The sequence below is a fragment of the Phenylobacterium sp. genome (assembly GCF_036563285.1).
GTDB lineage: Bacteria > Pseudomonadota > Alphaproteobacteria > Caulobacterales > Caulobacteraceae > Phenylobacterium.
Map to the genome: position 1 here is coordinate 211,043 of NZ_DATCMR010000005.1, position 23,638 is coordinate 234,680.

At 70.8% G+C, this 23,638-nt stretch carries 24 protein-coding genes; 12 read left to right on the plus strand and 12 right to left on the minus strand.

What is annotated here, in order from left to right:
- Window positions 1-588 precede the first annotated feature (588 nt).
- From VIL76_RS04230 to VIL76_RS04240, 3 genes are read left to right on the plus strand one after another with little or no spacing between them, the layout of a single operon-like run.
- The gene (locus VIL76_RS04230) at window positions 589-1,593 is read left to right on the plus strand and encodes an ABC transporter substrate-binding protein (RefSeq protein ID WP_332043748.1); all 1,005 of its coding nucleotides are present in this window, start codon (window positions 589-591) and stop codon (window positions 1,591-1,593) included.
- On the plus strand, window positions 1,590-2,330 hold the full coding sequence (locus tag VIL76_RS04235) for an ABC transporter ATP-binding protein (protein ID WP_332043749.1): 741 nt from the start codon (window positions 1,590-1,592) through the stop codon (window positions 2,328-2,330). The genes VIL76_RS04230 and VIL76_RS04235 overlap by 4 nt, the downstream gene beginning before the upstream one ends.
- Window positions 2,327-3,094: an ABC transporter permease gene (locus VIL76_RS04240; protein WP_332043750.1), complete on the plus strand. Its 768-nt coding sequence runs from the start codon at window positions 2,327-2,329 to the stop codon at window positions 3,092-3,094. Before VIL76_RS04235 ends, VIL76_RS04240 begins: the two co-directional genes overlap by 4 nt.
- On the opposite strand, the gene VIL76_RS04245 is transcribed toward VIL76_RS04240, so the two are convergent.
- The 5 genes from VIL76_RS04245 to VIL76_RS04265 all read right to left on the minus strand — a co-directional run bounded on the left by VIL76_RS04245 (window position 3,091) and on the right by VIL76_RS04265 (window position 8,980).
- Window positions 3,091-4,128, minus strand: a complete 1,038-nt coding sequence (locus tag VIL76_RS04245) for a TonB family protein (RefSeq protein ID WP_332043751.1) — start codon at window positions 4,126-4,128, stop codon at window positions 3,091-3,093. The two genes, VIL76_RS04240 and VIL76_RS04245, sit on opposite strands and share 4 nt — an antisense overlap.
- Before the next feature lie 58 nt (window positions 4,129-4,186).
- Window positions 4,187-5,554 (minus strand): hypothetical protein, encoded by a 1,368-nt coding sequence (locus VIL76_RS04250; protein ID WP_332043752.1) that lies wholly within the window; start codon window positions 5,552-5,554, stop codon window positions 4,187-4,189.
- A 334-nt stretch (window positions 5,555-5,888) separates the two neighbouring features.
- Entirely contained in the window at window positions 5,889-7,520 is a 1,632-nt protein-coding gene (locus VIL76_RS04255) for a peptide chain release factor 3 (protein WP_332043753.1), read from the minus strand.
- Between the two features lie 55 nt (window positions 7,521-7,575).
- The gene (locus VIL76_RS04260) at window positions 7,576-8,625 is read right to left on the minus strand and encodes an ATP-dependent DNA ligase (protein ID WP_332043754.1); all 1,050 of its coding nucleotides are present in this window, start codon (window positions 8,623-8,625) and stop codon (window positions 7,576-7,578) included.
- 22 nt (window positions 8,626-8,647) lie between these two features.
- A complete protein-coding gene (locus VIL76_RS04265; protein WP_332043755.1) occupies window positions 8,648-8,980 on the minus strand; it encodes a DUF1491 family protein in 333 nt (110 codons plus the stop codon).
- Window positions 8,981-9,105: 125 nt separating this feature from the next.
- Here VIL76_RS04265 and VIL76_RS04270 point away from each other — a divergent pair, with 125 nt between their 5' ends.
- Window positions 9,106-10,050 carry a hypothetical protein gene (locus VIL76_RS04270; protein WP_332043756.1) on the plus strand — a complete coding sequence of 315 codons (945 nt, stop codon included), beginning with the start codon at window positions 9,106-9,108 and terminating at the stop codon, window positions 10,048-10,050.
- Here VIL76_RS04270 and VIL76_RS04275 read toward each other — a convergent pair.
- Window positions 10,047-11,645, minus strand: a complete 1,599-nt coding sequence (locus VIL76_RS04275; protein WP_332043757.1) for a sensor histidine kinase — start codon at window positions 11,643-11,645, stop codon at window positions 10,047-10,049. The two genes, VIL76_RS04270 and VIL76_RS04275, sit on opposite strands and share 4 nt — an antisense overlap.
- A 229-nt stretch (window positions 11,646-11,874) precedes the next feature.
- Between VIL76_RS04275 and VIL76_RS04280 the strand changes: the two genes are divergently transcribed.
- A complete protein-coding gene (locus tag VIL76_RS04280) occupies window positions 11,875-12,642 on the plus strand; it encodes a HAMP domain-containing sensor histidine kinase (RefSeq protein ID WP_332043758.1) in 768 nt (255 codons plus the stop codon).
- A 40-nt stretch (window positions 12,643-12,682) separates the two neighbouring features.
- Window positions 12,683-13,108 (plus strand): SufE family protein, encoded by a 426-nt coding sequence (locus VIL76_RS04285; protein WP_332043759.1) that lies wholly within the window; start codon window positions 12,683-12,685, stop codon window positions 13,106-13,108.
- Here VIL76_RS04285 and VIL76_RS04290 read toward each other — a convergent pair.
- The 3 genes from VIL76_RS04290 to VIL76_RS04300 all read right to left on the minus strand — a co-directional run bounded on the left by VIL76_RS04290 (window position 13,105) and on the right by VIL76_RS04300 (window position 15,378).
- Window positions 13,105-13,590, minus strand: coding sequence for a PAS domain-containing protein (locus VIL76_RS04290; protein WP_332043760.1), 486 nt, complete (start codon window positions 13,588-13,590; stop codon window positions 13,105-13,107). The genes VIL76_RS04285 and VIL76_RS04290 overlap by 4 nt on opposite strands.
- A 197-nt stretch (window positions 13,591-13,787) precedes the next feature.
- Entirely contained in the window at window positions 13,788-14,207 is a 420-nt protein-coding gene (locus tag VIL76_RS04295; protein WP_332043761.1) for a MucR family transcriptional regulator, read from the minus strand.
- 286 nt (window positions 14,208-14,493) lie between these two features.
- Window positions 14,494-15,378 (minus strand): crotonase/enoyl-CoA hydratase family protein, encoded by an 885-nt coding sequence (locus VIL76_RS04300; RefSeq protein ID WP_332043762.1) that lies wholly within the window; start codon window positions 15,376-15,378, stop codon window positions 14,494-14,496.
- Between the two features lie 132 nt (window positions 15,379-15,510).
- On the opposite strand from VIL76_RS04300, the gene VIL76_RS04305 reads away from it, so the two are divergent.
- Window positions 15,511-17,052, plus strand: coding sequence for an acyl-CoA synthetase (locus VIL76_RS04305; RefSeq protein WP_332043763.1), 1,542 nt, complete (start codon window positions 15,511-15,513; stop codon window positions 17,050-17,052).
- Between the two features lie 399 nt (window positions 17,053-17,451).
- Complete coding sequence (locus tag VIL76_RS04310; protein ID WP_332043836.1) at window positions 17,452-17,901, plus strand: MaoC family dehydratase; 450 nt, start codon at window positions 17,452-17,454, stop codon at window positions 17,899-17,901.
- On the opposite strand, the gene VIL76_RS04315 is transcribed toward VIL76_RS04310, so the two are convergent.
- Window positions 17,898-18,317: a hypothetical protein gene (locus VIL76_RS04315; protein ID WP_332043764.1), complete on the minus strand. Its 420-nt coding sequence runs from the start codon at window positions 18,315-18,317 to the stop codon at window positions 17,898-17,900. The two genes, VIL76_RS04310 and VIL76_RS04315, sit on opposite strands and share 4 nt — an antisense overlap.
- A 65-nt stretch (window positions 18,318-18,382) precedes the next feature.
- Between VIL76_RS04315 and VIL76_RS04320 the strand changes: the two genes are divergently transcribed.
- The gene (locus VIL76_RS04320) at window positions 18,383-18,742 is read left to right on the plus strand and encodes a DUF6481 family protein (protein WP_332043765.1); all 360 of its coding nucleotides are present in this window, start codon (window positions 18,383-18,385) and stop codon (window positions 18,740-18,742) included.
- A gap of 46 nt (window positions 18,743-18,788) precedes the next feature.
- Here VIL76_RS04320 and VIL76_RS04325 read toward each other — a convergent pair whose 3' ends face one another.
- On the minus strand, window positions 18,789-19,598 hold the full coding sequence (locus tag VIL76_RS04325; protein ID WP_332043766.1) for a serine protease: 810 nt from the start codon (window positions 19,596-19,598) through the stop codon (window positions 18,789-18,791).
- Window positions 19,599-19,787: 189 nt separating this feature from the next.
- On the opposite strand from VIL76_RS04325, the gene VIL76_RS04330 reads away from it, so the two are divergent.
- Both VIL76_RS04330 and VIL76_RS04335 read left to right on the plus strand, forming a co-directional pair.
- Window positions 19,788-21,875 carry a S9 family peptidase gene (locus VIL76_RS04330; protein WP_332043767.1) on the plus strand — a complete coding sequence of 696 codons (2,088 nt, stop codon included), beginning with the start codon at window positions 19,788-19,790 and terminating at the stop codon, window positions 21,873-21,875.
- Window positions 21,872-22,417 (plus strand): N-acetyltransferase family protein, encoded by a 546-nt coding sequence (locus VIL76_RS04335; RefSeq protein ID WP_332043768.1) that lies wholly within the window; start codon window positions 21,872-21,874, stop codon window positions 22,415-22,417. Before VIL76_RS04330 ends, VIL76_RS04335 begins: the two co-directional genes overlap by 4 nt.
- Here VIL76_RS04335 and VIL76_RS04340 read toward each other — a convergent pair.
- A complete protein-coding gene (locus VIL76_RS04340; RefSeq protein ID WP_332043769.1) occupies window positions 22,414-23,106 on the minus strand; it encodes a TlpA disulfide reductase family protein in 693 nt (230 codons plus the stop codon). The genes VIL76_RS04335 and VIL76_RS04340 overlap by 4 nt on opposite strands.
- A gap of 81 nt (window positions 23,107-23,187) precedes the next feature.
- Here VIL76_RS04340 and VIL76_RS04345 point away from each other — a divergent pair, with 81 nt between their 5' ends.
- Complete coding sequence (locus VIL76_RS04345) at window positions 23,188-23,637, plus strand: DUF411 domain-containing protein (RefSeq protein WP_332043770.1); 450 nt, start codon at window positions 23,188-23,190, stop codon at window positions 23,635-23,637.
- Window position 23,638: the final 1 nt, after the last annotated feature.

The following is a 23,638-nucleotide window of genomic DNA, read 5'->3' on the forward strand; positions in this document are numbered from 1 at the left end:
CAACCTGCAAGTTATCCACAGGTTGTTAACCATGTATTCACAGATTGTTGACGACCCCTCGAGGGGCGGCGCGATTCGGGTGCTTGCCAGTATGGGGATCAGGGCGCACCGTCAACTTGCCGAGAGGGACTGCGGCGCGGAGCGGAACGGGCGACCGGAAAGCTCAAACGAGCAGAAGGCTTCTTCCGAGGCACGGAACCGGGGCGACCCGGGACCAGCTTCGAAAAGAGGCACCGATCGTGAGGAAAACCTGCGGGGCGACCCGCTAACCGAACTCACGCTTCGACCTTTCAGCACAGATCCCCCAACGGATCTGGATGAGAAGGCGGCGCCTCGGGCAACCGGAGCGCCGCCTTCTTGCTATCTGGGCCTGCGCTTGCCGCCCCCAAACGAGCGACATGGAATGGCAGGACACCTCCCGCTTTCCCGCGCGCCGCGCGACGACGATTCACGCTTTCAAAGATCGAGGGCGACGACAGGGCCTGTCGCAGCCGACTGGATCATGCTGTCGCTCCAGCGGAACCTCCAAGGAATTGCTGCATCGAATTTGGAACCGTAGGCTCCGCCGCCTGATCGGGGGGCGTCCAAATGAAAGTGCTGCGTCTTATCGCCGTCGCCATGGCCGCGGTGCTGGCCGCCTGTTCGGCGGGGGAGAAGGCGGCTGAGGCGCCGGCGGCGGGACGCACGGCGATCCGCTTCGCGACGGACTGGCGGGCGCAGGCCGAGCACGGCGGCTTCTACCAGGCGCTGGCCAACGGGGAGTACGCCAAGCGCGGGCTCGACGTGCAGATCGTCCAGGGCGGGCCGGGCTCGAACGTGCCGCAGCTGCTGGCCGCGGGCGCTGTGGACATGGGCATGGGGTCCAACAGCTTCATCGTCCTGAACCTGGCGCAGGAACAGGTGCCGGTGAAGGCGGTGGCGGCCTTCTTCCAGAAGGACCCGCAGGTGCTGATCGCCCATCCGGACCAGGGGATCGAGACGCTGGCCGACCTGAAGGGGCGCTCCATCCTGCTGTCGGACGCTTCGGTCACGGCCTTCTGGGTCTGGCTGAAGGCCAAGTACGGGTTCAGGGACGACCAGGTGCGCAAGTACGCCTTCTCCTCGGCGCCGTTCCTGGCGGACAAGCGGGTGGCGCAGCAGGGCTATGTGACGTCCGAGCCCTACACCATCGAGAAGGAGGCCGGGCTGAAGCCGAAGGTCTTCCTGCTCGCCGACAACGGCTATCCCAGCTACGCCACGATGGTCCTGGCCCCCGAGAGCCTGATCGCCAAGAACCCGGCGGCCGTGAAGGCCTTCGTGGAGGCGAGCGCGGCCGGCTGGCGCGACTACCTGCACGGCGATGCGTCGAAGGCCGACGCCCTGATCCGCAGGGACAATCCGGAGATGAGCCAGGACGTGCTCAACCAGGCGCGCGAGAAGCTGAAGGCCTACGCCATCGTGGAGGGCGGAGACGCCCAGGCCCTGGGCGTGGGCGCGATGACCGACGCGCGCTGGAAAACGTTCTTCGACATGGCCGCCGGCCAGGGCGTCTATCCCAAGGACCTGGACTACCGCCGCGCCTACACCCTGCAGTTCGTGGCCGCGGCTAAGTGACGATCGCGTCGATCAGGGAGGTCGAGGTCGACTACGCCGGGCGCGGCAAGGCGCTGGGCCCGTTCAGCCTCGCGGTGCGGGAGGGCGAGATCGTCTCCCTGGTGGGCCCGTCCGGATGCGGCAAGTCGACGGCGCTGCGGCTGCTGGCGGGGCTGGAGGCTCCTACCGGCGGCGAGGCGCTGAGACGCCCCGCGCCGGGCGAGGCGGCGGTGGTCTTCCAGGCGCCGACGCTCGCGCCGTGGCTATCGGCGCGCGCCAACGCGGCCCTTCCCCTCGAGCTCGCCGGGACGCCACGGCGGCCTGCCCGGGAAAAGGCCGACGCGGCGCTGGCGCGGGTCGGGCTGGCCGGCGCCGAGAACGCGCGGCCAGGCCAGCTTTCCGGCGGCATGGCTATGCGCGTGTCGCTGGCCCGGGCGCTCACCACCGAGCCCCGCCTGCTGCTGCTGGACGAGCCGTTCGCGGCGCTCGACGAGATCACCCGCCGCGCGCTCGCCGACGACGTCCTGGCCCTGTGGGCGCAATCGCGGCCGGCCATCGTCTTCGTGACCCACAATGTGGAGGAGGCCGTCTACATGGCCTCGCGCGTCGTGGTGATGACGCGCGGACCGGGGCGGATCGCCGGCGAGACGCCGGTCGCCGGCCCGATCCCGCGCCAGCCCGGCTTCCGGACCAGCGAGGCCTTTCGGCAGACTGTCGAACTGGTGTCGGGGCTGCTCGCCCAGGGCATGGCCGCGTGAGGCGCCTTGCGGAGATCCTGGCGCCGGTGCTGCTCCTGGCGGTGCTGCTCGGGGGGTGGGAGATCGCCTGCCGCGCGCTGGCCGTGCCCGCCTACTTCCTGCCGCCGCCATCCAAGGTCGCGCAGAGCCTGGCGCAGGACACGCCCAGCCTGCTGAAGGCGGCCTGGTACACGCTTTCGAACGCGCTGGTGGCGCTGGTCATCGCCAGTCTCCTGGCGCAAGCGCTGGCCCTCGCGGTGGCGCTGAGCCGCATCCTGGAGCGGGCGGTCCAGCCGCTGACGGTGGTGCTACAGGTGACGCCGGTGATCGCCATCGCGCCGCTGGTTAACATCTGGGCCGGCACGGACCATCCCGGCCGCGCCGTCGTCGCCCTGGCGGTGGTGGTCGCCTTCTTCCCCATCTACTCGGGCGCGCTGGCCGGGCTGAAGGCGGTGGACCCGGACCTGTCGCGGCTGTTCGACCTCTATGACGCGCGGCCGCTGCAGCGGCTGTTCCGGCTGCAGGTCCCGTCGGCCGTGCCCTTCGTGCTGCAGGGCCACAAGGTGGCCGCGGGACTGGCCATCGTGGGCGCGGTGGTGGCCGAGTTCGTGGCCGGGTCCGGGAAGGTGCAGGGGCTGGCCTGGCGGATCATGGACGCCAGCTTCAAGCTGCAGACGGCGCGGATGTTCGCCGCCCTCGTGGTGCTCGGCGTGATGGGCGCGGTGCTCTACGCCCTGCTCGACGTGGCCGAGCGCGCCGGCCTGCGCTGGTGGCGCGGGCGCTAACGACCGGCGGCGGCGGTCTCCAGCGGCGGCAGGTCGTAGCGGACGGGCACGTTCACCTGCCCGCCCACCGTCGGCAGGCCTTCGGCGGACCAGACGGAGAGCCTGAACCGCTGGGCCAGCGCCAGGGTCGCGGCGTCATAACCGTGGCCGGACGGCTCCTCGGTCTTCACCTTGCAATCCGTCAGGGTCCCGCCAGCGCCCACGGTGCAACCCAGCACCACACGGGCCTTCAGCACGCCGGCCTTGCGCGCCGCCTGGGGGGCGACGCGGTCGATGTCCTCGCCGCCCGGCAGGGCGGCCCACTGCGGCTTACCGATCAGCGGCGCGGCGGCGTTGGCGATCTCCGGGGCGAAGGTGAAAGGCAGGTGGACGTGAGCCCCCACCAGGGAGCCGCCCTTGCCGTCGTCGGTGGGGGCGCGGAACTTGCCGACCAGCGCCTTTGCGGCCTTGGCGAAGCCTTGGCCCGAGGGCTCCTCGCGCGCCGCGTCGCACCCGGTGAGCCGGCCGTCCTTGGCGACCCTGCAGTCGAGGGTCACGCGCGCGGTCTTGGTCTTGGCCGCGGGCGGCAGGACGGCGCGGACGTCCGCCACCGTGGGCGCCTCGATCCAGGGCATGTTGGTGATCAGCCGGGTCTGGAACGCGTCCAGCCGCTGCGGCAGACGGTTCATCGAGCCGCGCATGCCGTTGTCGAAGTTGATCGGGATGCGCACTTCGGACGCCACGGCGATGCCGTCCTTCGTCGCCGGCTTCATAAGGAACTGCGGCGTCAGCGCGATGGCCGCGGCGCCGAAGCCCGAGCCTGCCGGGGTCTCAGACACCACCTTGCAGTCGCGCAGCGCGCCCTGGGCGGTGACGGTGCAGGCAACAGTGGCCTTGCCGCCGATCCCGCGCCGCGCGGCCTCCGCAGGCCAGACCGACAGCAGGTCCTCGGCGGTGGGCTTCTTCAGCCAGCCGGGCTCCGTGTCGGCCGCAAGGGCGGCGGCGGCGATGACCATGGCGGCCAGCGCGACAGGGACGAAGATCACTGGACGCATCGGCTTTCCCATACGGAACGCCGGAACTCTCGCACGCGGCTCAAGCCGTTGAAAAGCCTCAGACGGCGGTGCGGGGGACGCCCTGGATCCGGTCGAGGGCGTCGTTGGCCAGCAGGGTGAGCGAGCGCTGGCCCTGTTCGGCGAAGACGTCGCGGGCCATCTCCAGGGCCAGGGAGGCGGCGGCGAGCCGGCCGCGGTCCTTGCCGGTGATCTCCACGCGGGCTTCGTAGAGGCGCGCGAGGTGCAGCTGGGCCAGCGCCCAGGCGACGGGGTCGCGGCGGGCGTTCATGTCCGACAGCTCGATCTTCATGGCCGCCTCGGCGGCGTCGAGCACGGCCAGGTCGCCGGTGAGCTCGGCCGAGCGGGCGAGGCACAGGGCGCGGGCGGCTGCGCACTGGGCGCGCAGGGCCGCGGCCGGGGCGTCCTTCAGGACCAGGTTGGCGCGGTCGTAGGCGGTGACCGCCTGCTCGTAGGAGCGCTCGTCGAGGGCCGCCTCGCCCAGGGTCTGCAGGGCCTGGCCAAGGGCGAGCTGGGCGCGGGCCCAGTCGAGGGGGCTGTCGTCCCGAGACAGGCGGTCGAGGACCTCGGCGGCGGTCGTGGCGGCGGCAGAGATGGCGTCCAGGTCCGCGGTGACCTCCCCCCACATAACCAGGGCCTGGGCGCGCAGGGTCTCGGCGCGGGCGAAGGTGAGCGGCTCGTAGGTCACGTCGACGCGCCGGGCGGCGGCCGCGGCGTCGTCCACGGCGGCCTTCAGCAGGTCGGCATCCTGCAGCCGCGCGCCCCAGCCGCAGAGGATGTCGGCGCGGACCAGGCGGGCCTCTGCGGCCATCACGCGGCCCAGGGTCTCGCGGCGGGCGAGGATGTCGAAGGCCGCGATCGGGGCGGCGAAGCGGGCGGCGGCCTTGCGGGCCTCTTCCGCATCGCCCAGAGCCATCTCGTTGCGCGCCCGGACGATGGCGAGGCCGAGGTCGGCCAGCGGGGCGGTGAGGCCGCCGCGGACCCGGGTGCGGGCCTCCTTGAAGGCGACTTCGGCGGCCGCGTTCAGGCCGCTGTCCCCGAACAGCTCGGCGCCCAAGAGCGCGCAGTAGGCCTGCTCGCAGCGGGCGCGGGCCCAGGCGTCCATGCGGCGGCCTTCCTGGAACATCAGGGCGGCGGCCTCGGCGGTGGCGGCGGCCTTGCGCAGGTGGGCGGCATCGGCGGTGCGGCGGGCGGCTTCGCGCCACACGATGGCGGATTCCAGCCGGCGGCGCGCGCGGTCGCGAGCCCCGACTCGGCCGGCGGCGGTGTCGGCGGCCTTGCCTTCCTGCAGCAGCAGCGGGAGGTCGAGGAGCTCGAGGAGGGCGGCGTCGCCGCCGGTGATGCCGTCGCGGGGCTTCGACATGCGCTCGCCGCCGAACAGACGCTTCAGCTCGCGCGCGAGGCCCATGACGCCGCTCCGGGATGCGCCGGCCCCGTCATGAGGCGGCTCGACAGCCCTGTCGGCAAAGACAACGCGCGAGAGGCGGGTTAAGCAATCCTTAACTTCTGGATCATGGTTAACATCCACAAGTACAGGGCAAGTCTGTGAGCGTTTAGGGGCGGCGGAGCCGCCAGTTTGAACCACGGACGAACACGGACGAACACGGAAGCCTCGGCGCTGAACGTGCGCCCCCGGTCACTCAGCATGTCGGTGTTTGTCCGTGTCGGTCCGTGTTCGAATAACAGGATGCCTGCGGCGCGCTGGTCCGGCGGGTGAAGAAGAGCGCCTGCGGCGCCGAGCGCTAGGCGCGTTCGCGGGCGCGTTCGAAGCGGACCTTGGGGAAGCGTTCGCTGACGTAGCCGATCTCCCAGGCCGACTTGGCGAGGAAGACGGGCTGGTCGTCGATGTCGACGGCCATCTGGGAGCGGTGCTTGCCGGCGAAGTCCTCGAGGTCGGCTTTCTCGGCGATCAGCCAGCGGGCCTCGGCCCAGGGGCTGGGCTCGAACAGCACGTCGAGCTGGTATTCCTCCCGCAGGCGGTCGGCCATGACCTCGAACTGCAGCTGGCCCACCGCGCCCACGATGAAGTCGGCGCCCATGGTGGGCCGGAAGAGCTGGGTGACGCCCTCCTCGGCGAGGCCGGTGAGCGCGCGGGCCAGGTGCTTGGCTTTCAGCGGGTCCTTCACGCGCACCCGCTGCAGGATCTCCGGCGCGAAGTTGGGCAGGCCCGCGAAGCGCAGGGCGCCGCTCTCCGAGAGGCTGTCGCCCACCCGCAGGACCCCGTGGTTGGGGATGCCGATGACGTCGCCGGCGTAGGCCTCTTCGGCGAGCTCGCGGTCGGAGGCGAAGAACATCACCGGCGCGTTCACGGAGAGTTGCTTGCCGGTGTTCTGCACCTTCAGCTTCATGCCGCGCGCGAACTTGCCAGAGGTGAGCCGCAGGAAGGCGATCCGGTCGCGGTGGTTGGGGTCCATGTTCGCCTGGACCTTGAAGACGAAACCGGAGACTTCCTTGTCGCCGGGCTCGACCGCGACGGCCTCGCCGGCCTTGCTGGCCTTCACCGCCTTGGGCGGCGGGGCGTAGTCGCCGAGGCCTTCCAGCAGCTCGTCGACGCCGAAGTGGCGGAGCGCCGAGCCGAAGAACACCGGGGTCATGTGGCCTTCCAGGAAGGCCTGCGGGTCGAAGGGCTTGGAGGCCTCCTGCACCAGCATGGCGCCCTCCTCGACCTCGGCCTGCTCGGCCTCGTCGAGGAAGGCGGCGACGGAGTTGCCCTTCAGGGTCACCGGCGCGGGATGGCCGTCGTCGGACCCGTCGGAGCCCTTCTTGGCGAAGGGGATGAACTGCTGGCGGCGCAGGTCCACCATGCCCTTGAAGCGGCCGCCGGAGCCCGCGGGCCAGTAGAGCGGCGCGGGGTCGAGGGCGAGCTTCGAGGCGATCTCGTCCAGGAGGGCGAAGGGGTCCTGCGCCTCGCGGTCCATCTTGTTGATGAAGGTGACGATGGGGATGTCGCGCAGGCGGCAGACCTCGAACAGCTTCAGGGTCTGCGGCTCGATGCCCTTGGCGGCGTCCAGCACCATGACCGCGGCGTCGGCGGCGGTGAGCGTGCGGTAGGTGTCCTCGGAGAAGTCCTCGTGGCCTGGGGTGTCCAGCAGGTTGAACATCTTGCCCTGGTGGTCGAACGTCATCACCGAGGCCGAGACGGAGATGCCGCGCTCGCGCTCGATCTTCATCCAGTCCGACCGGGTGCGGCGGTTCTCGCCGCGGGCGCGCACGGCGCCGGCGGCGCGGATGGCGCCGCCGGCCAGCAGCAGGTTCTCGGTCAGCGTGGTCTTGCCGGCGTCCGGGTGGGAGATGATGGCGAAGGTCCGCCGCCTCGCCGCTTGGGCGGCGACGGACTGAGGCTTGGCGGCCTCCGCGGCGGGAGAGGTGCTCATGGGGGCGGGGGTCTAGCCTGACGGGGCCCGGCAGGCAAACGCCCGGGCGACGCAGCTAGGCGGCGGAGGCTCGCAGCGCTTCCAGGGCGGCGCCGCCGCCGGAGCCGAGCTGGTCGTAGGTGCACTGGTCGGGGCGCTTGTCGGGGCGCCAGCGGACGAGCTTGGTCCCATGGCGGAAGCGGCCGCCGGTGATGTGGTCGTAGCGGACCTCGACCACGAGCTCATGGCGCAGCGGGGTCCATTCGGTGGAGCGCTCGTTGCTCCAGCGGCTGGGGCCGCCGGGGGCGGAGCCGGTGAAGCCGGGGCCGGGGGCGAAGGATTCCAGGCGCTTGGTGAGCTCAGGCCGCTCGGCGTTGGAGATGGTGGAGGTGAAGCCCACGTGGTTCAGCTTGCCCGCCCCGTCGTAGAGGCCAAGCAGGAGCGAGCCGACCAGCTTCGAACCCTGGGCGTAGCGGAACCCGCCCACCACGCAGTCGGCCGTGCGCATCCGCTTGATCTTCAGCATGGCCCGTTCGCCGGGGACGTAAGGACCGTCGAGGCGCTTGGCGACCACCCCGTCGAGCCCGGCGCCGGTGGACATCAGCCAGCTGCACGCCTCCTCGCGGGCGGTCGTGCCCGGCGAGAGGCGCAGGTGCGGATGCTTGCCGAGGCGTTTGAAGAGCTTCTCGAGAGCCGCGCGGCGTGCGGTGAACGGCGCGTCGGCGAGCGGCTGGCCCTTCTCGTCCATCAGGCAGTCGAAGAGCACGAAGGCGGCGGGCGTCTGGGCGGCGAGCTTGTTGATGCGGCTCTCGGCCGGGTGCAGGCGCAGCTGCAGGGCGTCGAAGGAGAGCTCCCCGCCGGTCTCGATGATGAGCTCGCCGTCGACAATGAAGCGGTCGACCGGCAGCTCTCGGAGCATCTGCGCCACTTCGGGGAAGTAGCGGCCGAGCGGCTTGCCGGACTTGGCGCGCAGATCGACCTCGTCGCCTGCTTTGAAGGCGAGGCATCGGAAGCCGTCCCACTTGGGCTCATAGCGCCAGCCGGCCTCCTTGGGGATCTCGTCAACGAGCTTCGCCTCCATGGTGGCGAAGGAGGTGGGCAGCGGCAGGTCGAGCAGGGTGGGCATCGCGGCGCTAACCGCGCGTGGCTCAGACCCGTTCCACGGGCTCGGTGAGGAAGTGGCGGCCTTCCTTGTCCTCGATCTCGACGACCCAGAGGTCGGGGTCGATCTTCAGGGCGCGCTCGATGTAGCGGTCGAGGTCGGGCTCCTGGTCGGAGGGGGTGGGCCGCATCCAGACGCGGTCGCCCTCCATGCGGGTCGCCTCGGAATAGAGCCGGGCGGTGCCGTCGGAGCGGTTGAGCACCTTCACGAGGACGGAGCCGGCGCGCGCGTCGCCCTTGCGGGCGACGACGGCGAAGGCGCCGCCGATCTCGGCGCGGCGGATCAGGGCGCTGACCCAGATGTCGGTGGAAAGAAGCATGGGCGGGGCACCATGGGGGAGGCCGCGGGCGGCGCCAACTCGTTAACCGCGCCGCTTAACCGTGCTCGTCAACCGGGCTGCAAGACCCGAAGGCCCACTGTCGGTTGAACGACAAGAAGGACGCAATGACGAGCACGCGCATCCATGCGCGGCCGGCGTCTCGGTGGATGGGGTTGATCTGCGCGGCCCTCGCGGCGGCGCCCGGGCTTGCGCATGCGCGCGGCGCGGACCTGTTCTTCGAGCGTACGGTCATGACCGCGGCGGACGAACGCTGCGGCCTGTTCGCGCCCGAGGTGGCCTCGGCGCTGGCGGCCGGGCGCGTGCAGGCGCGCGGCGCGGCGCTGCGGGCCGGCGTCTCGCCCGACACGCTGAAGGGCCTGGAGCGCGGCGCGTGGGCCAAGGCTTCGCGGCTGGACTGCGCCTCGCCGCAGCTGCTGCGCGAAGCCGAGCGCGTGAAGAGCGCCTTCGCCGGGTTCCTGAACTACACCCGCGTCAGCTACCGCGGCGACATGGCCGGCTGGAAGGCCGACCGTAACGGCGGCCGGCGCACGCGCTGGCGGCTGGTGCAGGACGCCGCATTCGGCCCCGATCGGCTGAGCTTCGGCCTGGCCGGGCTGGAAAGCCCCGGCGTGCTGTTGGCGGTGGCCCGCTTCGACGACGGGGCGACGCCCTATTCGGCGCGGCTGATCCTGCGCGATTCCGAGCGGACCCTGGGCCCCTACCTGTCGCGCCAGGGCGGCGAGGCCATGCAGATGATCCCGCTGCACCGGCGCCTGCCGCCGGGTGCGGGCGTCAAGTTCTTCATGGCCGAGGCGCGCAGCCCGGCCGGCGCCGACCTGCTGCCCAAGGACGCCAAGGGCGGATGGGCATTCCGCTTCCCGGCCAGCGCGGTGCGCGAGCTCTCCGGGCTCGATCCGCGGGAAGCCGTGGCGGTGGAATTCCTCTTCGCGGACAACCGCCGGCCGGTGCGCCGCGCCTATGTGGAGGTGGGCGACTTCGCCGCCGGCCACGCCTTCCTGCAGCTGGCGGCGGTGGAGCGGGTGTCGCGCGGGACGGGCGGGGGCCGCTAGGCCTCGTAGGCCGCCGGCAGAGGCTCCAGCTCGGCGTGCGGGATCAGCACCGGCATGCGCACGGTGACCGTCGTCCCCTCGCCCACCGTGCTCTCCATCATCATCTCGCCCCCGTGCAGCTTGGCGAAGGCCCGCACGAGGGACAGGCCGAGGCCTGCCCCGCCGGCCTTCTGGCCCGCGTCGCCGGCCTGCTCGAAGGGGCGGCCGAGCCGCTCCAGGTCCTCCGGCGCGACGCCGACGCCGGTGTCGGCCACGATCAGCTCGAGGACGTCGCCGCTGGCCTGGGCGGTCAGCGTCACCGTGCCGTTGCGGGGGGTGAACTTGAGCGCATTGGAGACCAGGTTCAGGGCGATCTGCTTGACGGCGCGCCGGTCGGCGTCGGCCTCGAGGGGCTCGGGCGGCAGGACGCCGCGCAGGGTGATGCCGGCGCGGTCGGCCTGGCCCCGCATGAGGCGCAGGACCGCGGAGACCGCATCGCGGGCGTCGAAGCTCTCGCGGGCCAGCTCGTAGCGCTCGGCCTCGATCTTCGACATGTCGAGCACGTCGCTGATCAGCTCCAGGAGGTGCGAGCCGCTCTCGTGGACCAGCTCCGCGTATTCGACGTAGCGGTCGGACATGGGCCCGAAGAGCCGCTGCCGCATGATGTCGGAGAACCCCATGATGGCGTTCAGCGGCGTGCGCAGCTCGTGGCTCATGTTGGCGAGGAAGCGGGTCTTGCCGGCGTTCTGGGCCTCGGCGCGGGCGCGGGCCTCGTCGAGGGCGAGCTCGCGGGCGTGCTGGGCGCGGGCGTCGCGCAGGGCGCCGGCGATGCGGATGGTGGTCATCCGCTTCAGGCTGAGCACGCACCAGCCGTTGGGGTCGTGCGCAGGGATGAAGGAGACCTCGGCCGAGCCTTCGGAGACGGCGACCTGGAGGGCCTCCTCGACCGCGGGGCGGTGGTCCGGCGAGACGATCTCGGAGAGGTTGCGGCCGACGAACTCGCGCGCGGTCAGGCCCACCGGCGCGTCGCCGTAGGCCTCGAGGACGCGGCCGCCGGGATAGACGCCCAGCAGCAGCTGCGGCTGGTGGTCGAGCATCTCGCGCAGGGAGGTCTCGGCCTCGTCGCGCTCGGCCATGCGCTGGCGGGTGTTGGCCTGCACCGCCACCAGGGCCGCGCCGGCCCCCAGGGCGACGGTGGCGAGCGCCAGCAGGCTGAGCCAGGCGGCGGAGGCCTCGGACGGCGTGGGCAGCGGCAGCAGCAGGCTGGCGGTGGCGGCCAGCCCCACGGCGGCGACGGAGGCCGCGGCCCCCAGGGAAAGGTGCTCGGCGCGGCGGAAGGCAGCCGCAGCCGCGATCGGGGCCAGGCACCAGGCCGCCAGCGGCCCGGCGAGCCCGCCCGCCATGACGCAGGCGACGGTCCCGGCGAGCGCCCAGATGACGATGGCGACAGTCCGCCCGGTCTTGCGTGTCGTGGCGGAGAGCAGCCCGCCCAGCAGCGCGGGCACCACGCCCACGGCGAGGGCTGCGGCGTCGGCGCCCGTGCCGATCCGGCCCGTGGCGGCCAGGGCTGCGGCGGCGGCCGCCACGACCAGGGCCCAGGCGACATGCCACGCCACGCCGAAGCTTAAGGCGCGGCGGCGGGATCGCTTCGAGCTGTAGCGCCGGTACGGCATGCTTAACGGCAGGTTTCCCGTTCCCCTGGTGGGCGGAGCTTACCCGGCGAGTCTACTTTGGGTAAGGCCGCTCGCCTTCCGCGCGACCGGTGGCCGCGCTGCATGCAACGAAATCGTAAGCGCAATCTGGGATGGTGGAGACCGTCCGAGAACCGGAAGGCGCGCAAGGCGGATGCCACAGGCGGCTTACAAGACCCACGTCCCGCCGGCCCGACCGGCCGCCAAGCAGGCGCGCCGCGACGCCGCCTTCGAGGACCAGAAGCGCTCGTTCCTGCGGATGGTCAGCCACGAGCTGCGCACGCCGCTCAACTCGATCCTGGGCTTCTCCGAGATCCTGGCGTCGGAGCTCTACGGCCCGCTGGGCGACCCCCAGTACAAGGAATACGCGCAGATCATCCAGGGCAGCGGCGCGAAGCTCCTGAAGCTGGTCAACCAGGTGCTGGAGATCGCCAAGCTCGAAGGCGGAGCGGCCGACGTCGACCTGCAGCCCGAGCCGCTGGACGCGGCGCTCGAGGACGCCGCCTCGCCGCTGAAGCAGGACCTGGGCGAGCGCGACATCCACATCACCTTCGACGAGACCGTCCACGAGGCGATGGTCTGCGCCGACCCCAAGGGGCTGCGGACCGTGCTGGGCAACCTGCTCTCCAACGCCGTCACCTTCTCGCCCGACGGCGGCGAGGTGCGGGTGCGGGCCGAGCGCTTCGGCGACGAGATCGAGATCACCATCGACGACGACGGCGACGGCGTGGACCCTGCCGACCTGCCCCGGCTGCTGAAGCCCTTCGAGCAGGGCGGCGACCCGCTGACCCGCTCCGGCGAGGGCGCAGGCCTTGGCCTGGCCATCTGCGACCTCACCTGCCAGGCCATGGGCGGCAAGCTTCGGCTGGTCTCCGCCGTCGGCGAGGGCATGAGCGCGCGGGTGCGGCTGCCCGCCGGCTGAGGTTGCCGCAGGGGCTCCGGCCCCTTAAGTGCGCGCCAGCATGAGCGCCATCGACCAGAAGCTGGAAGACCTCGCCGCCGAGTTCGAGCTGCTCGGCGACTGGGAGGAGCGCTACCGGTACGTCATCGACCTGGGCAAGGACCTGGCGCCGCTGACGGCGGCGGAGCGCTCAGACGCCAACAAGGTCCGGGGCTGCGCCAGCCAGGTGTGGCTGGTGACCGAGCCGCAAGGCGACGGATCGCTGAGCTTCCGCGGCGACTCGGACGCCCACATCGTGCGCGGGCTGATCGCCATCCTGCTCAGGCTGTATTCCGGCGAACAGCCGCAGACCATCCTGGCCTTCGACGCCAAGGCGGCGTTCGCGACGTTGGGCCTGGCCGGGGCGCTGTCGTCACAGAGGTCCAACGGCCTGGCGTCGATGGTGGCGCGGATCCGCCGCGACGCGGAGCTTGCACAGGCGGCCTAGGCCGCGCGGATGCCGCTCTCGATGCGGCCCATGCCGACGACGGCGTCGTAGCCCAGGATCATGTCCACGTTCTCGCCGTCGCTCGCCAGCGGCAGGCGCAGCCACAGCAGCGACAGGTGCGAGGCGCCGCGCCAGCCGAGGTTGTGCACGCCGACCGTCGGGCGCCGCTCCTCGACCACCTTAGCCAGTTCCACCCGCCAGTAATCGGCGGCCGGGCTGGCGTAGACCTCGGCGAGCGAGCGGCCGGTGATCTCGCGGCCATAGACGCCGTAGAGGGCGGTGCCGGCCAGGCGGATGCGGTAGTCGACGGGATCGCGGCGCACGTCGATCAGGCTGACGGTCGGCAGCAGGCGTTTGAAGGCGGCGGGATCGAGGTCGCGGCGGGAAGGCAGCCGGGCTCCGCCCCGCAGCGAGGCCCAGTAGCCGAACAGCTCCTCATGCGCGCGGGCCGCCGCTGCCGGGGCTCCGATCTGCGCCGCCATATTCAGATTCCTTAACAGCCCTTTGGAATCGTTACGAATCACTTATCGCCTGATGCGCGAATCTGCGGCAAGCGCAAACTGAGTCGCACGCCTGAGAATTCCCGCATCGATCAACTGAAAAGCGAAACGCCCGCCGAAGCCGGCGGGCGTCCCAACATCTGTATTCACATCTTGTGTGAGGGGCGAAGCCCTCGGCGCTAGCGCTTCTTGCGCGGCGCCTGACGGCCGCCCTGCCCCAGGCCCATCTGCTTGGCGAGGTCCGAACGCGCCTTGGCGTAGTTCGGAGCCACCATCGGATAGTCCTTCGGCAGGCTCCACTTGGCGCGGTACTCCTCCGGGCTCATGTTGTACTTGGTCCGCAGGTGCCGCTTCAGCGACTTGAACTTGCGGCCGTCTTCCAGGCACACGAGGTAGTCCGGCGTGATCGAGCGACGGATCGGCACCGCCGGCTCCTTCGGCGCGGCCTCGGCCGTCTCGGTCCCGGACGAGACCCCGGCGAGCGCGCGGTGCACGCTCTGGATCAGCCCCGGCAGGTCGGCCGCGGAGACCGAGTTATTGCCCACATAGGCGGAGACAATGTCCGCCGTCATCTCGATGACTTCCGACTTCTCGTCCATTCTTGTCTTTCCATAGAACCGCGCCAGCCAAGGGCGCAGAACCGATTCATCTGAACAGTAGCGACGTGCTTATCTGGAACTCAGCGTAAGCACAAGCACATGTGCATAGCTATTCTTCAGCGAACACGGTGCGCGAATAAATGGACTTGCGCACATGAAATCCGCGCCTTGTCCCGCCCCGAGTAAGCACGGTGCGCTGTACCATCCCGAAGTTACGATGGCGGAAGTGCTGGGCGCAGGGCGATCTTCCTCGCCTGCGCCCGCTACTGCCTCGGCACATCGAAACTCAGCTGAACTGCGGCGGCTGCCAGTGGGGCCAGATGTCGGGAAGGTCCGTCGACACCCGATCCGGGTAATTCGGAAGCCGCTTCTCGAGGAAGGAGGTCACTCCTTCGCGCGCGTCGCCGGAGCGGCCGCGCGCCTGGATGCCGCGGCTGTCGGCCCGGTGCGCCTCCATCGGGTGCGCGGCGCCCGCCATGCGCCAGATCAGCTGGCGGGTGATCGCCACAGAAACCGGCGCGGTGTTGTCGGCGATCTCGCGGGCAAGCGCCCGAGCCGCGGGCAAGAGCTCGCCCGGAGCGTGGAGGGATCGCACCAGGCCGCGCTCGTGCGCCTCCTGGGCGGGGAAGATGCGGCCGGTATAGCACCACTCCAGCGCCGTCTGGACGCCCACCAGGTGCGGCAGGAACCAGGACGAGGCGGCTTCGGGGTTGAGCCCCCGCCGGGCGAAGACGAAGCCGTAGCGGGCGTCGGTGGAGGCGAGCCGGATGTCCATCGCCAGCTGCATGGTGACACCGACGCCCACGGCCGGGCCGTTGCAGGCGCTGATCACCGGCTTGAGGCTGTCGAAGATGCGCAGGGTCAGGAGGCCGCCGCCGTCGCGCGGCACGCCATCGCGGGTGCGCGCGGCCAGCGCCTCGCCGCCCCTCGCGTCGTAGTCGAAGGTCTCAGCGCCGGCGGAGAGGTCCGCCCCGGCGCAGAAGGCCCGGCCGGCGCCGGTGACGATCACCGCGCGCACCGCGTCGTCCGCATCCGTCTCGTCGAACACCGCGATGAGGTCCTTCATCATCTGGGTGTTGAAGGCATTGAGCTTGTCCGGGCGGTTCAGGGTGACGGTCGCGACCCCATCCTCAACGGCATAGAGCAAGGTCTCGAATTGCGGCGCGGCCATGGGGTCCCTCTCGGCTGGTCTCCCCTCATAGCGCGGCGCTTGACGGACGGTAGGTCAAGGGCCCGGAATGCCGCCTGAAAAAAGATACGTCGGCGGCGCGCAGCGACGACGCCGACCCGGGAGACGGCGTCCATGCATCCGAGCGTCCATGCCAAGACCCACCCCGAGCGGGCGGCCTTCATCATGGGCGGCACGGGCGAGACGGTGACCTACGCGGAGCTTGAGGCGCGGTCCAACCAGGGCGCGCAGCTGTTCCGCTCGCTGGGGCTGCAGGTGGGCGACGTGATCGCCCTCTTCATGGACAACCACCCGCGCTACTTCGAGATCGCCTGGGCGGCGCAGCGGGCGGGGCTCTACTACACCTGCATCTCGTCGAAGCTCACCGCGGGCGAGGTCGAGTACATCGTGGGCGACTGCGAGGCGAAGCTGCTGATCGCCTCCCCCGGCGTGGGGTCCATCGCCGACGAGCTGCCGAGCGTGCTGCCGGGCCGCGTGAAGCTCTACATGGTGGGCGAGGCGCGGGCTCCCTACGAGAGCTTCGAGGCCGCCCGCGCGCCGATGCCGGAAACGCCGATCGCCGACGAGACCGCCGGCTCCGACATGCTCTACTCGTCAGGCACCACCGGGCGGCCGAAGGGCGTGAAGCCGCCGCTGTCGGGTCTGGCCATCGATGCGCCGAACCCGCTCTCGATGATGAGCCGGCAGGTGTTCGGCTTCCCAGACCCCTGCACCTACATCTCGCCCGCCCCGCTGTATCACGCAGCCCCCCTGCGCTGGACCATGGGCGTCCACCGTATGGGTGGGACAGTGGTGGTGATGGAGAAGTTCGATCCCGAGCAGTGCCTGGCGATGATCGAAAAGTACCGCTGCGACTGCGGGCAGTTCGTGCCGACGCACTTCGTGCGGATGCTGAAGCTGCCCGAGGCGGTGCGAGCGAAGTACGACGTCTCCTCCATGGTCTCGGCGGTGCACGCCGCCGCGCCCTGTCCGATCCCGGTGAAGGAGCAGATGATCGCCTGGTGGGGGCCGATCATCCACGAGTACTACGCCGGCACCGAGGGCAACGGCTTCTGCTACATCTCCAGCGCCGACTGGCTGACCCACAAAGGCAGCGTGGGCCGGCCACTGATTGCCGAGGTGAGGATCTGCGACGAAGAGGGCGAGCCCCTGCCGCCCCGCACCGAGGGGACGGTCTACTTCGCGGGCGGCGCCCCGCTGAGCTACCACAACGCCCCGGAGAAGGTCCGCGAGAACACCAACCGGCACGGCTGGTCGACGCTCGGCGACGTGGGCTGGGTGGACGAGGAGGGGTTCCTCTACCTCACCGACCGCAAGAGCTTCATGATCATCTCCGGCGGGGTGAACATCTATCCGCAGGAGCTGGAGAACCTGCTTATCGGCCACCCCAAGGTCGCCGACGCCGCGGTGGTGGGCGCCCCCGACGAGGAGATGGGCGAGAAGGTGGTCGCCGTCATCCAGCCGATGGAGTGGAGCGACGCCGGCGACGAGCTGCGCAACGAGCTGATGGCCTATACGCGCAAGCACCTCAGCCACGTGAAGTCGCCGCGGGTGATCGACTTCATGCACGAGCTGCCCAGGCACCCGACCGGCAAGCTCTACAAGCGCCTGATCCGCGACGCCTACTGGGGCAAGGAAGGCTCGCGGATCGTCTAGGGAGGAGCGGTGGACGCTACAATCCTCCTGGCGGCGCCCGCGCTCCTGGCCGGGCTCGCCGCCGCCGCTTGGAAGGGACGGGCGGGCCTCACAGTGGCGGCGGTCCTCGCCTTGATCGCGTGCTCGGCCGGAATCGCCTACCTCTACGCCCGCTATGCCGGCCTGGGGCCCAGCGCCTCCCCAGGCGAGCGCTACGGCGCCGGGATGACCGTCAGCTTCGCCTTCGGCTTCGCGTTGCTGAACCTGTTGGGCGTCGTCTGCGGCGGCATGCTGGGCCTGACAATCAGACGGCCCCCGGCGCCTCGACGGCCGGATCCTTTGGAGGCGGCGCTGTTGCTACAGGCGCGCGGCCTGCTAGGTGTCACGGCCGGAACTCGCAATGCAGGAGGGAGCGAAGACATGAACCCCGTGGAGATCAAGGACCTGCCGGGCCTAGTGGGCCAGGAAGTCGGCGTGTCGGACTGGCTGGAGGTCACCCAGGAGCGGGTGAACCAGTTCGCCGAGGCCACCGGCGACCACCAGTGGATCCACGTGGACGTCGAGCGCGCCACCCGCGAGATCGGCGGGCCGATCGCCCACGGCTACCTGACCCTGTCGCTGATCCCGTTCCTGTCTCAGGGCATGCTGCCGGTGAAGGGGGTGACGCGGGGCATCAACTACGGCTCCGACAAGGTGCGCTTCACCAACATGGTGCGGGTCGGCAAGCGCGTGCGCCTGCGCCAGAAGCTGATCGGCGCCGAGCCGAAGGCGGGCGGCATGCAGCTGAAGAACGAGTGCACCATCGAGATCGAGGGCGAGGACAAGCCCGCCTGCATCGCCGAGACGATGTCGATCGTCTACGGCGGCTAGCCGGAGCAGGCGTTTCCGCACCTGGCTCCGGTCTCCGGATCGCGGGTCCAGGTGCGGGATTCCGGCGCCGTAGAAGATTCAGATGCCCTGAGGAGCTTTCCTGTGGCATTATCGGCTATCGATTTGAGCTTGGCTTCGGTTGCTCTCCGCGCGATCTCTGGATCGAGCTCCGAGCCTTCCCTGAACCTTCCGAAATTGATCTCGCGCCTCATCAGGGGCGTGCGAAAACTGGCCATCGGCGCAAGTCGGTCGCCCTTCGTGCGTTGAACGACATGAAACCATCGGCCATCGAACAGGCCTTCGCCCTCGCCCGCACGGGCAGATACGCCACCCTGGCTGAGCTCCGGCTCCGCCTGGAGGAGGATGGCTGCCGGGCCGTCGGAGCGCTGCTCTCCCAGCGCTCGATCAAAGGTCACCTGGAAGCCATCTGCGCGGCAGCGTCCCGGGCGACGCGCGCAGAAGCCTAGCCGCAGGAGCGACCATGAACGACAAGCTGAAGACGGGCTTCGCGGAGCGCCTCAAGACGGCGGCCGCAGCCAAGCAGGCGCTGCTGGACAAGATGCGCCCGCAAGCGGCCCGCCAGGATCCGCAACATGCCGAGCGCGCCGACCTGCGCGCCGCCGAGCTGGACGCCGTGCGGCAGGATCGGGCCGAGGCGAAGGATGCCAAGCGCCAAGCCGCCGCCGACGCCCAGGTCGAGGTCGAGCGCGAGCTCGCCGCCGCCGAGGAGGCGGCCCTGCTGGCCAAGCGAGGGGAGCGGAAGGAGCGCAAGGCGCTGTCCGCGGCAGAAGCCAAGACCAAGCGCGACGCCAAGTACGCAGCCCGCAAGGCGCGCAGATAGCTGCTGCAGGGCAAAGCGAGACCGCCCGCTGCGGGCGGCGCGCGGCCTACTTCTTGACGGCGGCTTCTTCGGCGCTGGCGGCCTTGGCGCCGGCGATCGGCTGGCTGCGGGCGTAGGTGACCGGGGCGGCGGGATTGCCCACCAGGCCCACGGTCTCGCGGATGTACTTCGCGTGGGTGACGATGCCGATCTCGAGCCGTTCGTTGTTGAGCTCGACCTGCTGGGTCAGGAGGCCGGCGATGAACGCCTTCTTGCCGTCCGCGCCCTGCGTCTGCGAGCTCATGAACACCGGCCCGCCCGAGTTGCCCGGGAACACCGAGAAGTCGAGCAGGAAGGTCGGGAAGATCTGGGCGGGCGCCACCGGATAGGAGGCGACGCGCCCCGAGCGCAGGATGGGGAAGCCCGCCTGGTTGGCCGAAAGGCCGCGCGGGAAGCCCAGCGCCATCATCTCGTCCCCGGCGCCGACCTGGTGCTTCACGAAGGTGTCGTCGGCGGCCAGGTAGTCGGCCGGGATCGCCGCCTTGGCGAACTCGGGCGGGGCGGTGATCGCCATCGCCGCGATGTCGCGCGAGGGGTGCTGGGTCCACAGCTGGTGACCCTGGCCGTCGCGGATGCGCAGGCTCTGGGGCGAATAGCTCCAGCTGCCGTCAGCGTTGGAGATGCGGTAGCCGATGCGGGCGTTGGCGCCCGGCATCTTCTCCAGGACGTGGCCGGCGGTGACCAGGATGGTCTGCGGCCGCCCGTCCGGCGACTGCGCCGAGATCAGGAAGCCGGTGCCGACCGTGCGCGTCCCGTCGCCGAGCGGCTGCTCGAGCTGGACGGTCGCATGGATCAGCTCGACAGAGAGGTCCAGCATGGAGAGGCCCCGACTTCGTTCGTTTACGCCCTGTTCGCGTCTTGGCGCGCGATCTCGATGAGACCGGAATTTGGTTTACGAGGACCTATCGGCGCAAGGGTCGCTGGCGCCGCAGGCCTTGCGCCCCAATGACGCGGGGGTCGTTCGGTGACCCTTGAGCCACAGCGGCGGGCGTTGCATGGAGCGGGGATGAGCGTCCCTCCCCCGCCCGTCGCGCGCAAAGACCCCAAGAGGATCGAGCAGCTGGGGCGCGTCCGCGTCGACGACTACGCCTGGATGAAGGACGAGAACTGGCAGCAGGTGCTGCGCGATCCGAAGGCGCTCAGGGCCGACGTCCGCGAGCATCTGACGGCGGAGAACGCCTACACCAAGGCCATGCTGGCGGGCACGGAAGGCCTGCAGGCCGAGCTGTTCGCGGAGATGAAAGGGCGCATCAAGGAGGACGACAGTTCGGTCCCCGCCCCCGATGGACCCTGGGACTACTACGTCCGCTACGAGCTTGGCGCGGAGCATCCCCTGCACGGCCGCCGCCCGCGCGGAAGCGGGGACGGCGAGCAGGTGCTGCTGGACGAGGAGGCGCTGTCGAAGGGCAAGGCCTACTTCCACGTGGGCGCCGCCAGCCACAGCCCCGACCATGCCCTCTACGCCTGGGCTGCCGATGAGCAGGGCTCGGAGTACTACACGATCACGGTGAAGGACCTGGCGAGCGGCGAGGCGGTGGGCGCGCCGATCGAGAGCGCCTACGGCGACTTCGCCTTCTCGCCCGACAGCCAGTGGCTGTTCTGGATCTGGCGCGACGAGAACGCCAGGCCGTCGAAGGTCTTCCGCCGGCCGTCCCGGGGCGGTGACGACGTGCTGGTCTACGAGGAGCACGACGAGGGGATGTTCCTGGGCGTCGGGGTCACCTCGGACGACAGCCACGTTCTGGTCCATGTCGGCAACCAGGAGACCACCGAACTGTGGCTGATCCCGGCGTCCGACCCGACGGCGGCGCCGGTGGTCGCCGAGCCTCGGCGCGCGGGGGTGAAGTACGACCTCGATCGCTGGAGCGACCGCTGGGTGATCCGCACCAACGACGACGGGGCGGTGGACTTCAAGCTGTGCGTCTCCGAGGCCGCCGCGCCGGCCAAGGCCACCTGGCGGGACTGGGTGGAGCATCAGCCGGGCCGCTACATCACCGGCTTCTCGCTCTACGCCGGCCACATGGTCCGCGAGGAGCGGGTCAATGCGCTGGACCGGATCGTGATCACCGCCCGCGACGGAGGCGAGCACGTCGTCGACTTCGACGAGGAGGCCTTCGCGCTCGGGGTCGAGGACGGCTACGAGTACGACACCACGACGATGCGGTTCGTCTACCAGTCGCCCACCACGCCGAGGCAGTGGTTCGACTACGACGTGGTGACCCGCGAGCGGGTGCTGCGGAAGACCCAGGAGATCCCGTCGGGGCACGATCCGTCGAAGTACGTGGCGCGGCGGCTCTACGCCCAGGCGCCCGACGGCGAGGCGGTGCCGATCACCCTGCTGATGCTGAAGGAGACCAGGCGCGACGGCTCGGCGCCGGTGCTGCTCTACGGCTACGGCTCCTACGGCCACGCCTTGGAGCCCAGCTTCTCGATCCGCAACCTGAGCCTGGTGGACCGCGGCTGGATCTGGGCCACGGCGCACATCCGCGGCGGCTCGGACAAGGGATGGGGCTGGTTCCTCGACGGGCGGCGCGAGAAGAAGACCAACACGTTCACGGACTTCATCGCCTGCGCCGAGCATCTGATCGCCGACGGCTATGCGACCAAGGGCCGGATCGCGGCCTACGGCGGCTCGGCCGGCGGCATGCTGATGGGGGCGGTGGCCAACCTGCGGCCGGACCTGTGGGGGGCGATCATCGCCGCGGTGCCGTTCGTGGACGTGCTCAACACCATGAGCGACACCACGCTCCCGCTCACCCCGCCGGAGTGGCCGGAGTGGGGCAATCCGATCGAGGACGCCGAGGCCTACGACCGGATCCTCAGCTACTCGCCGTACGACCAGGTGAGCGCCCAGGCCTACCCGCCGATCCTGGCGACCGGCGGGCTTTCGGACCCCCGGGTGACCTACTGGGAGCCGGCGAAGTGGGTGGCGCGGCTGCGCGAATTCCAGGCAGGCGATGCGCCCATCCTGCTCAGGATCAACATGGAGGCGGGCCACGGCGGCGCGTCCGGGCGGTTCGACTTCCTCAAGGAGGTCGCGCTCGACTACGCCTTCGCCATCTGGGCGCTGGACGAGGGATGGAAGCGGCCATGAACATCCGGCCGGCCGCAGAAGCCGACGCCGAGGCGCTGGCGGCGATCTACGGCCACCACGTGCTGCACGGCTTCGGCACCTTCGAAGAGGTCCCGCCGCCTCCGGCCGAGATCGAGCAGCGGCGGCAGGCGATCGTCGGACGCGGGCTGCCGTACCTGGTGGCCGAGGCGGAGGGCCGGGTGCTGGGCTTCGCCTACGCCGCGCCGTTCCGGCTGCGCGCGGCCTACCGCTACACGGCGGAGGACAGCGTCTACATCGCCCCCGACGCGCACCGGAAGGGCGTCGGACGGGCGGTGCTGTCGGCGGTTCTGGATGAATGCGCCGCCCTGGGCCTGCGCCAGATCGTGGCGGTGATCGGCGACAGCGGCAACGCCGGCTCCATCGGCCTGCACGCGGCGCTCGGCTTCGAGCCGATCGGGACGGCGCAGGGGTTCGGCTACAAGAAGGGCCGCTGGGTGGACCTGGTGCTGATGCAGAAGTCCTTGAACGGCGGCATCGGGCGCGAGCCGGACGCGCCGGGCCTGACGCTCTCGGGCGTCTAGCTCCAGGCGCCGGTCGCCAGCGCGCGCACGAAGGCGTCGGCCTCGGGCCAGGCCCAGGCGGTGGTCACCTGGCCGCTTTCCAGCGCCTTCTTCTGCAGGTCGCTGAGCGCCTTCGCAGAGGCCTTCTCGCCGGGCTTCAGGCGCACGGGTGGAGTGCGGGAGGGCGCGCCGAACATGCGCGCGCGGACCTCGCCCCTCGCGTCGACCAGCAGGGTGCAGGGCAGAACCGGCTTGCCGACCCGGTCCCAGTGGGCGAGCGACCTGTAGAGCCGGTCGCCGCCGTCCGGCTCGATCCACAGGGGCAGGTTCCCCGCCTTGACCTTGGTCAGCGCCGCCTGGGCCTGCGGCAGGTCCAGCTTCCTGAAGCTCGAGGTCAGGATCGCGAGCACCTCGAACCGCTCCCCGCCGTAGCGGCGCTGCAGGTGGGCGAAGTCGCGGGCCTCGGCCAGGCACGGGGCGCACCACTCGGCCCACAGGGTGACCAGGCGCGACTTGCCGGTGAGCTCGTCCCAGCGGCGGCGGCCGGCGCGGTCGAGCAGGGCCACATCGCCGGGTGGCTCGACGCCGGAGGCCGGCCGGAAGAAGCCGGCGAACCGGTTCTGGGCGAGCTTGCCGTCGAACAGCGGCGCGGCGGCGGCGGGCGCAGCGAGACTGGCGAGGGCGCCGGCCAGGACGGTTCTGCGGTGCAAGCTCGCCTCCCCTGTCGCCCGCGAATGGGACGCCCTTCCCAGCCCCTGCGCAAGAGGGACCGCAGGGACTATATTGGGGCGATGCTGAACCGCCGCGCCTTCGCCGCCGCCCTGCCGCTGATGCTGGCCAGCCCTGCCCTGGCCGCCGCGCCCGGGCCCGTGATCACCATCTACAAGACCGCGTCCTGCGGCTGCTGCCGCGGCTGGATCACGACGATGCAGCGGGCGGGATGGCGCACCAAGGTGGTGGAGCAGGACGACGTCAGCCCGATCTGGCGCAAGCGCGGGGTGCCGGACGCGCTGTCGTCCTGCCACGTGAGCGAGGTGGGCGGCTACGTCGTGGTGGGCCACGTGCCGCCGGCGGACATCGTCCGGCTGCTGAAGGAGAAGCCGAAGGCGCTCGGCCTCACCGTGCCCGGCATGCCCTGGGGCTCGCCCGGCATGGAGCGGCCGGACGGCAAGACGGAAGCCTACGACACCCTGCTGCTGCTGCCCGGCGGCAAGACCCGGGTCTTCGCCCGGCACGCCTGAG

What these genes read in the sequence shown, in the direction of transcription:
- VIL76_RS04260 (WP_332043754.1), bottom strand. Translation starts at nt 8,625, where the DNA reads ATGCCCACCCTGCTCGACCTGCCGCTGCCCACCTCCTTCGCCACCATG.
- VIL76_RS04330 (WP_332043767.1), top strand. Translation starts at nt 19,788, where the DNA reads ATGAGCGTCCCTCCCCCGCCCGTCGCGCGCAAAGACCCCAAGAGGATC.
- VIL76_RS04255 (WP_332043753.1), bottom strand. Translation starts at nt 7,520, where the DNA reads ATGAGCACCTCTCCCGCCGCGGAGGCCGCCAAGCCTCAGTCCGTCGCC.
- VIL76_RS04270 (WP_332043756.1), top strand. Translation starts at nt 9,106, where the DNA reads ATGACGAGCACGCGCATCCATGCGCGGCCGGCGTCTCGGTGGATGGGG.
- VIL76_RS04300 (WP_332043762.1), bottom strand. Translation starts at nt 15,378, where the DNA reads ATGGCCGCGCCGCAATTCGAGACCTTGCTCTATGCCGTTGAGGATGGG.
- VIL76_RS04305 (WP_332043763.1), top strand. Translation starts at nt 15,511, where the DNA reads ATGCATCCGAGCGTCCATGCCAAGACCCACCCCGAGCGGGCGGCCTTC.
- VIL76_RS04290 (WP_332043760.1), bottom strand. Translation starts at nt 13,590, where the DNA reads ATGGCGGCGCAGATCGGAGCCCCGGCAGCGGCGGCCCGCGCGCATGAG.
- VIL76_RS04250 (WP_332043752.1), bottom strand. Translation starts at nt 5,554, where the DNA reads ATGGGCCTCGCGCGCGAGCTGAAGCGTCTGTTCGGCGGCGAGCGCATG.
- VIL76_RS04245 (WP_332043751.1), bottom strand. Translation starts at nt 4,128, where the DNA reads ATGCGTCCAGTGATCTTCGTCCCTGTCGCGCTGGCCGCCATGGTCATC.
- VIL76_RS04325 (WP_332043766.1), bottom strand. Translation starts at nt 19,598, where the DNA reads ATGCTGGACCTCTCTGTCGAGCTGATCCATGCGACCGTCCAGCTCGAG.
- VIL76_RS04295 (WP_332043761.1), bottom strand. Translation starts at nt 14,207, where the DNA reads ATGGACGAGAAGTCGGAAGTCATCGAGATGACGGCGGACATTGTCTCC.
- VIL76_RS04345 (WP_332043770.1), top strand. Translation starts at nt 23,188, where the DNA reads ATGCTGAACCGCCGCGCCTTCGCCGCCGCCCTGCCGCTGATGCTGGCC.
- VIL76_RS04285 (WP_332043759.1), top strand. Translation starts at nt 12,683, where the DNA reads ATGAGCGCCATCGACCAGAAGCTGGAAGACCTCGCCGCCGAGTTCGAG.
- VIL76_RS04335 (WP_332043768.1), top strand. Translation starts at nt 21,872, where the DNA reads ATGAACATCCGGCCGGCCGCAGAAGCCGACGCCGAGGCGCTGGCGGCG.
- VIL76_RS04310 (WP_332043836.1), top strand. Translation starts at nt 17,452, where the DNA reads ATGAACCCCGTGGAGATCAAGGACCTGCCGGGCCTAGTGGGCCAGGAA.
- VIL76_RS04265 (WP_332043755.1), bottom strand. Translation starts at nt 8,980, where the DNA reads ATGCTTCTTTCCACCGACATCTGGGTCAGCGCCCTGATCCGCCGCGCC.
- VIL76_RS04280 (WP_332043758.1), top strand. Translation starts at nt 11,875, where the DNA reads ATGCCACAGGCGGCTTACAAGACCCACGTCCCGCCGGCCCGACCGGCC.
- VIL76_RS04320 (WP_332043765.1), top strand. Translation starts at nt 18,383, where the DNA reads ATGAACGACAAGCTGAAGACGGGCTTCGCGGAGCGCCTCAAGACGGCG.
- VIL76_RS04230 (WP_332043748.1), top strand. Translation starts at nt 589, where the DNA reads ATGAAAGTGCTGCGTCTTATCGCCGTCGCCATGGCCGCGGTGCTGGCC.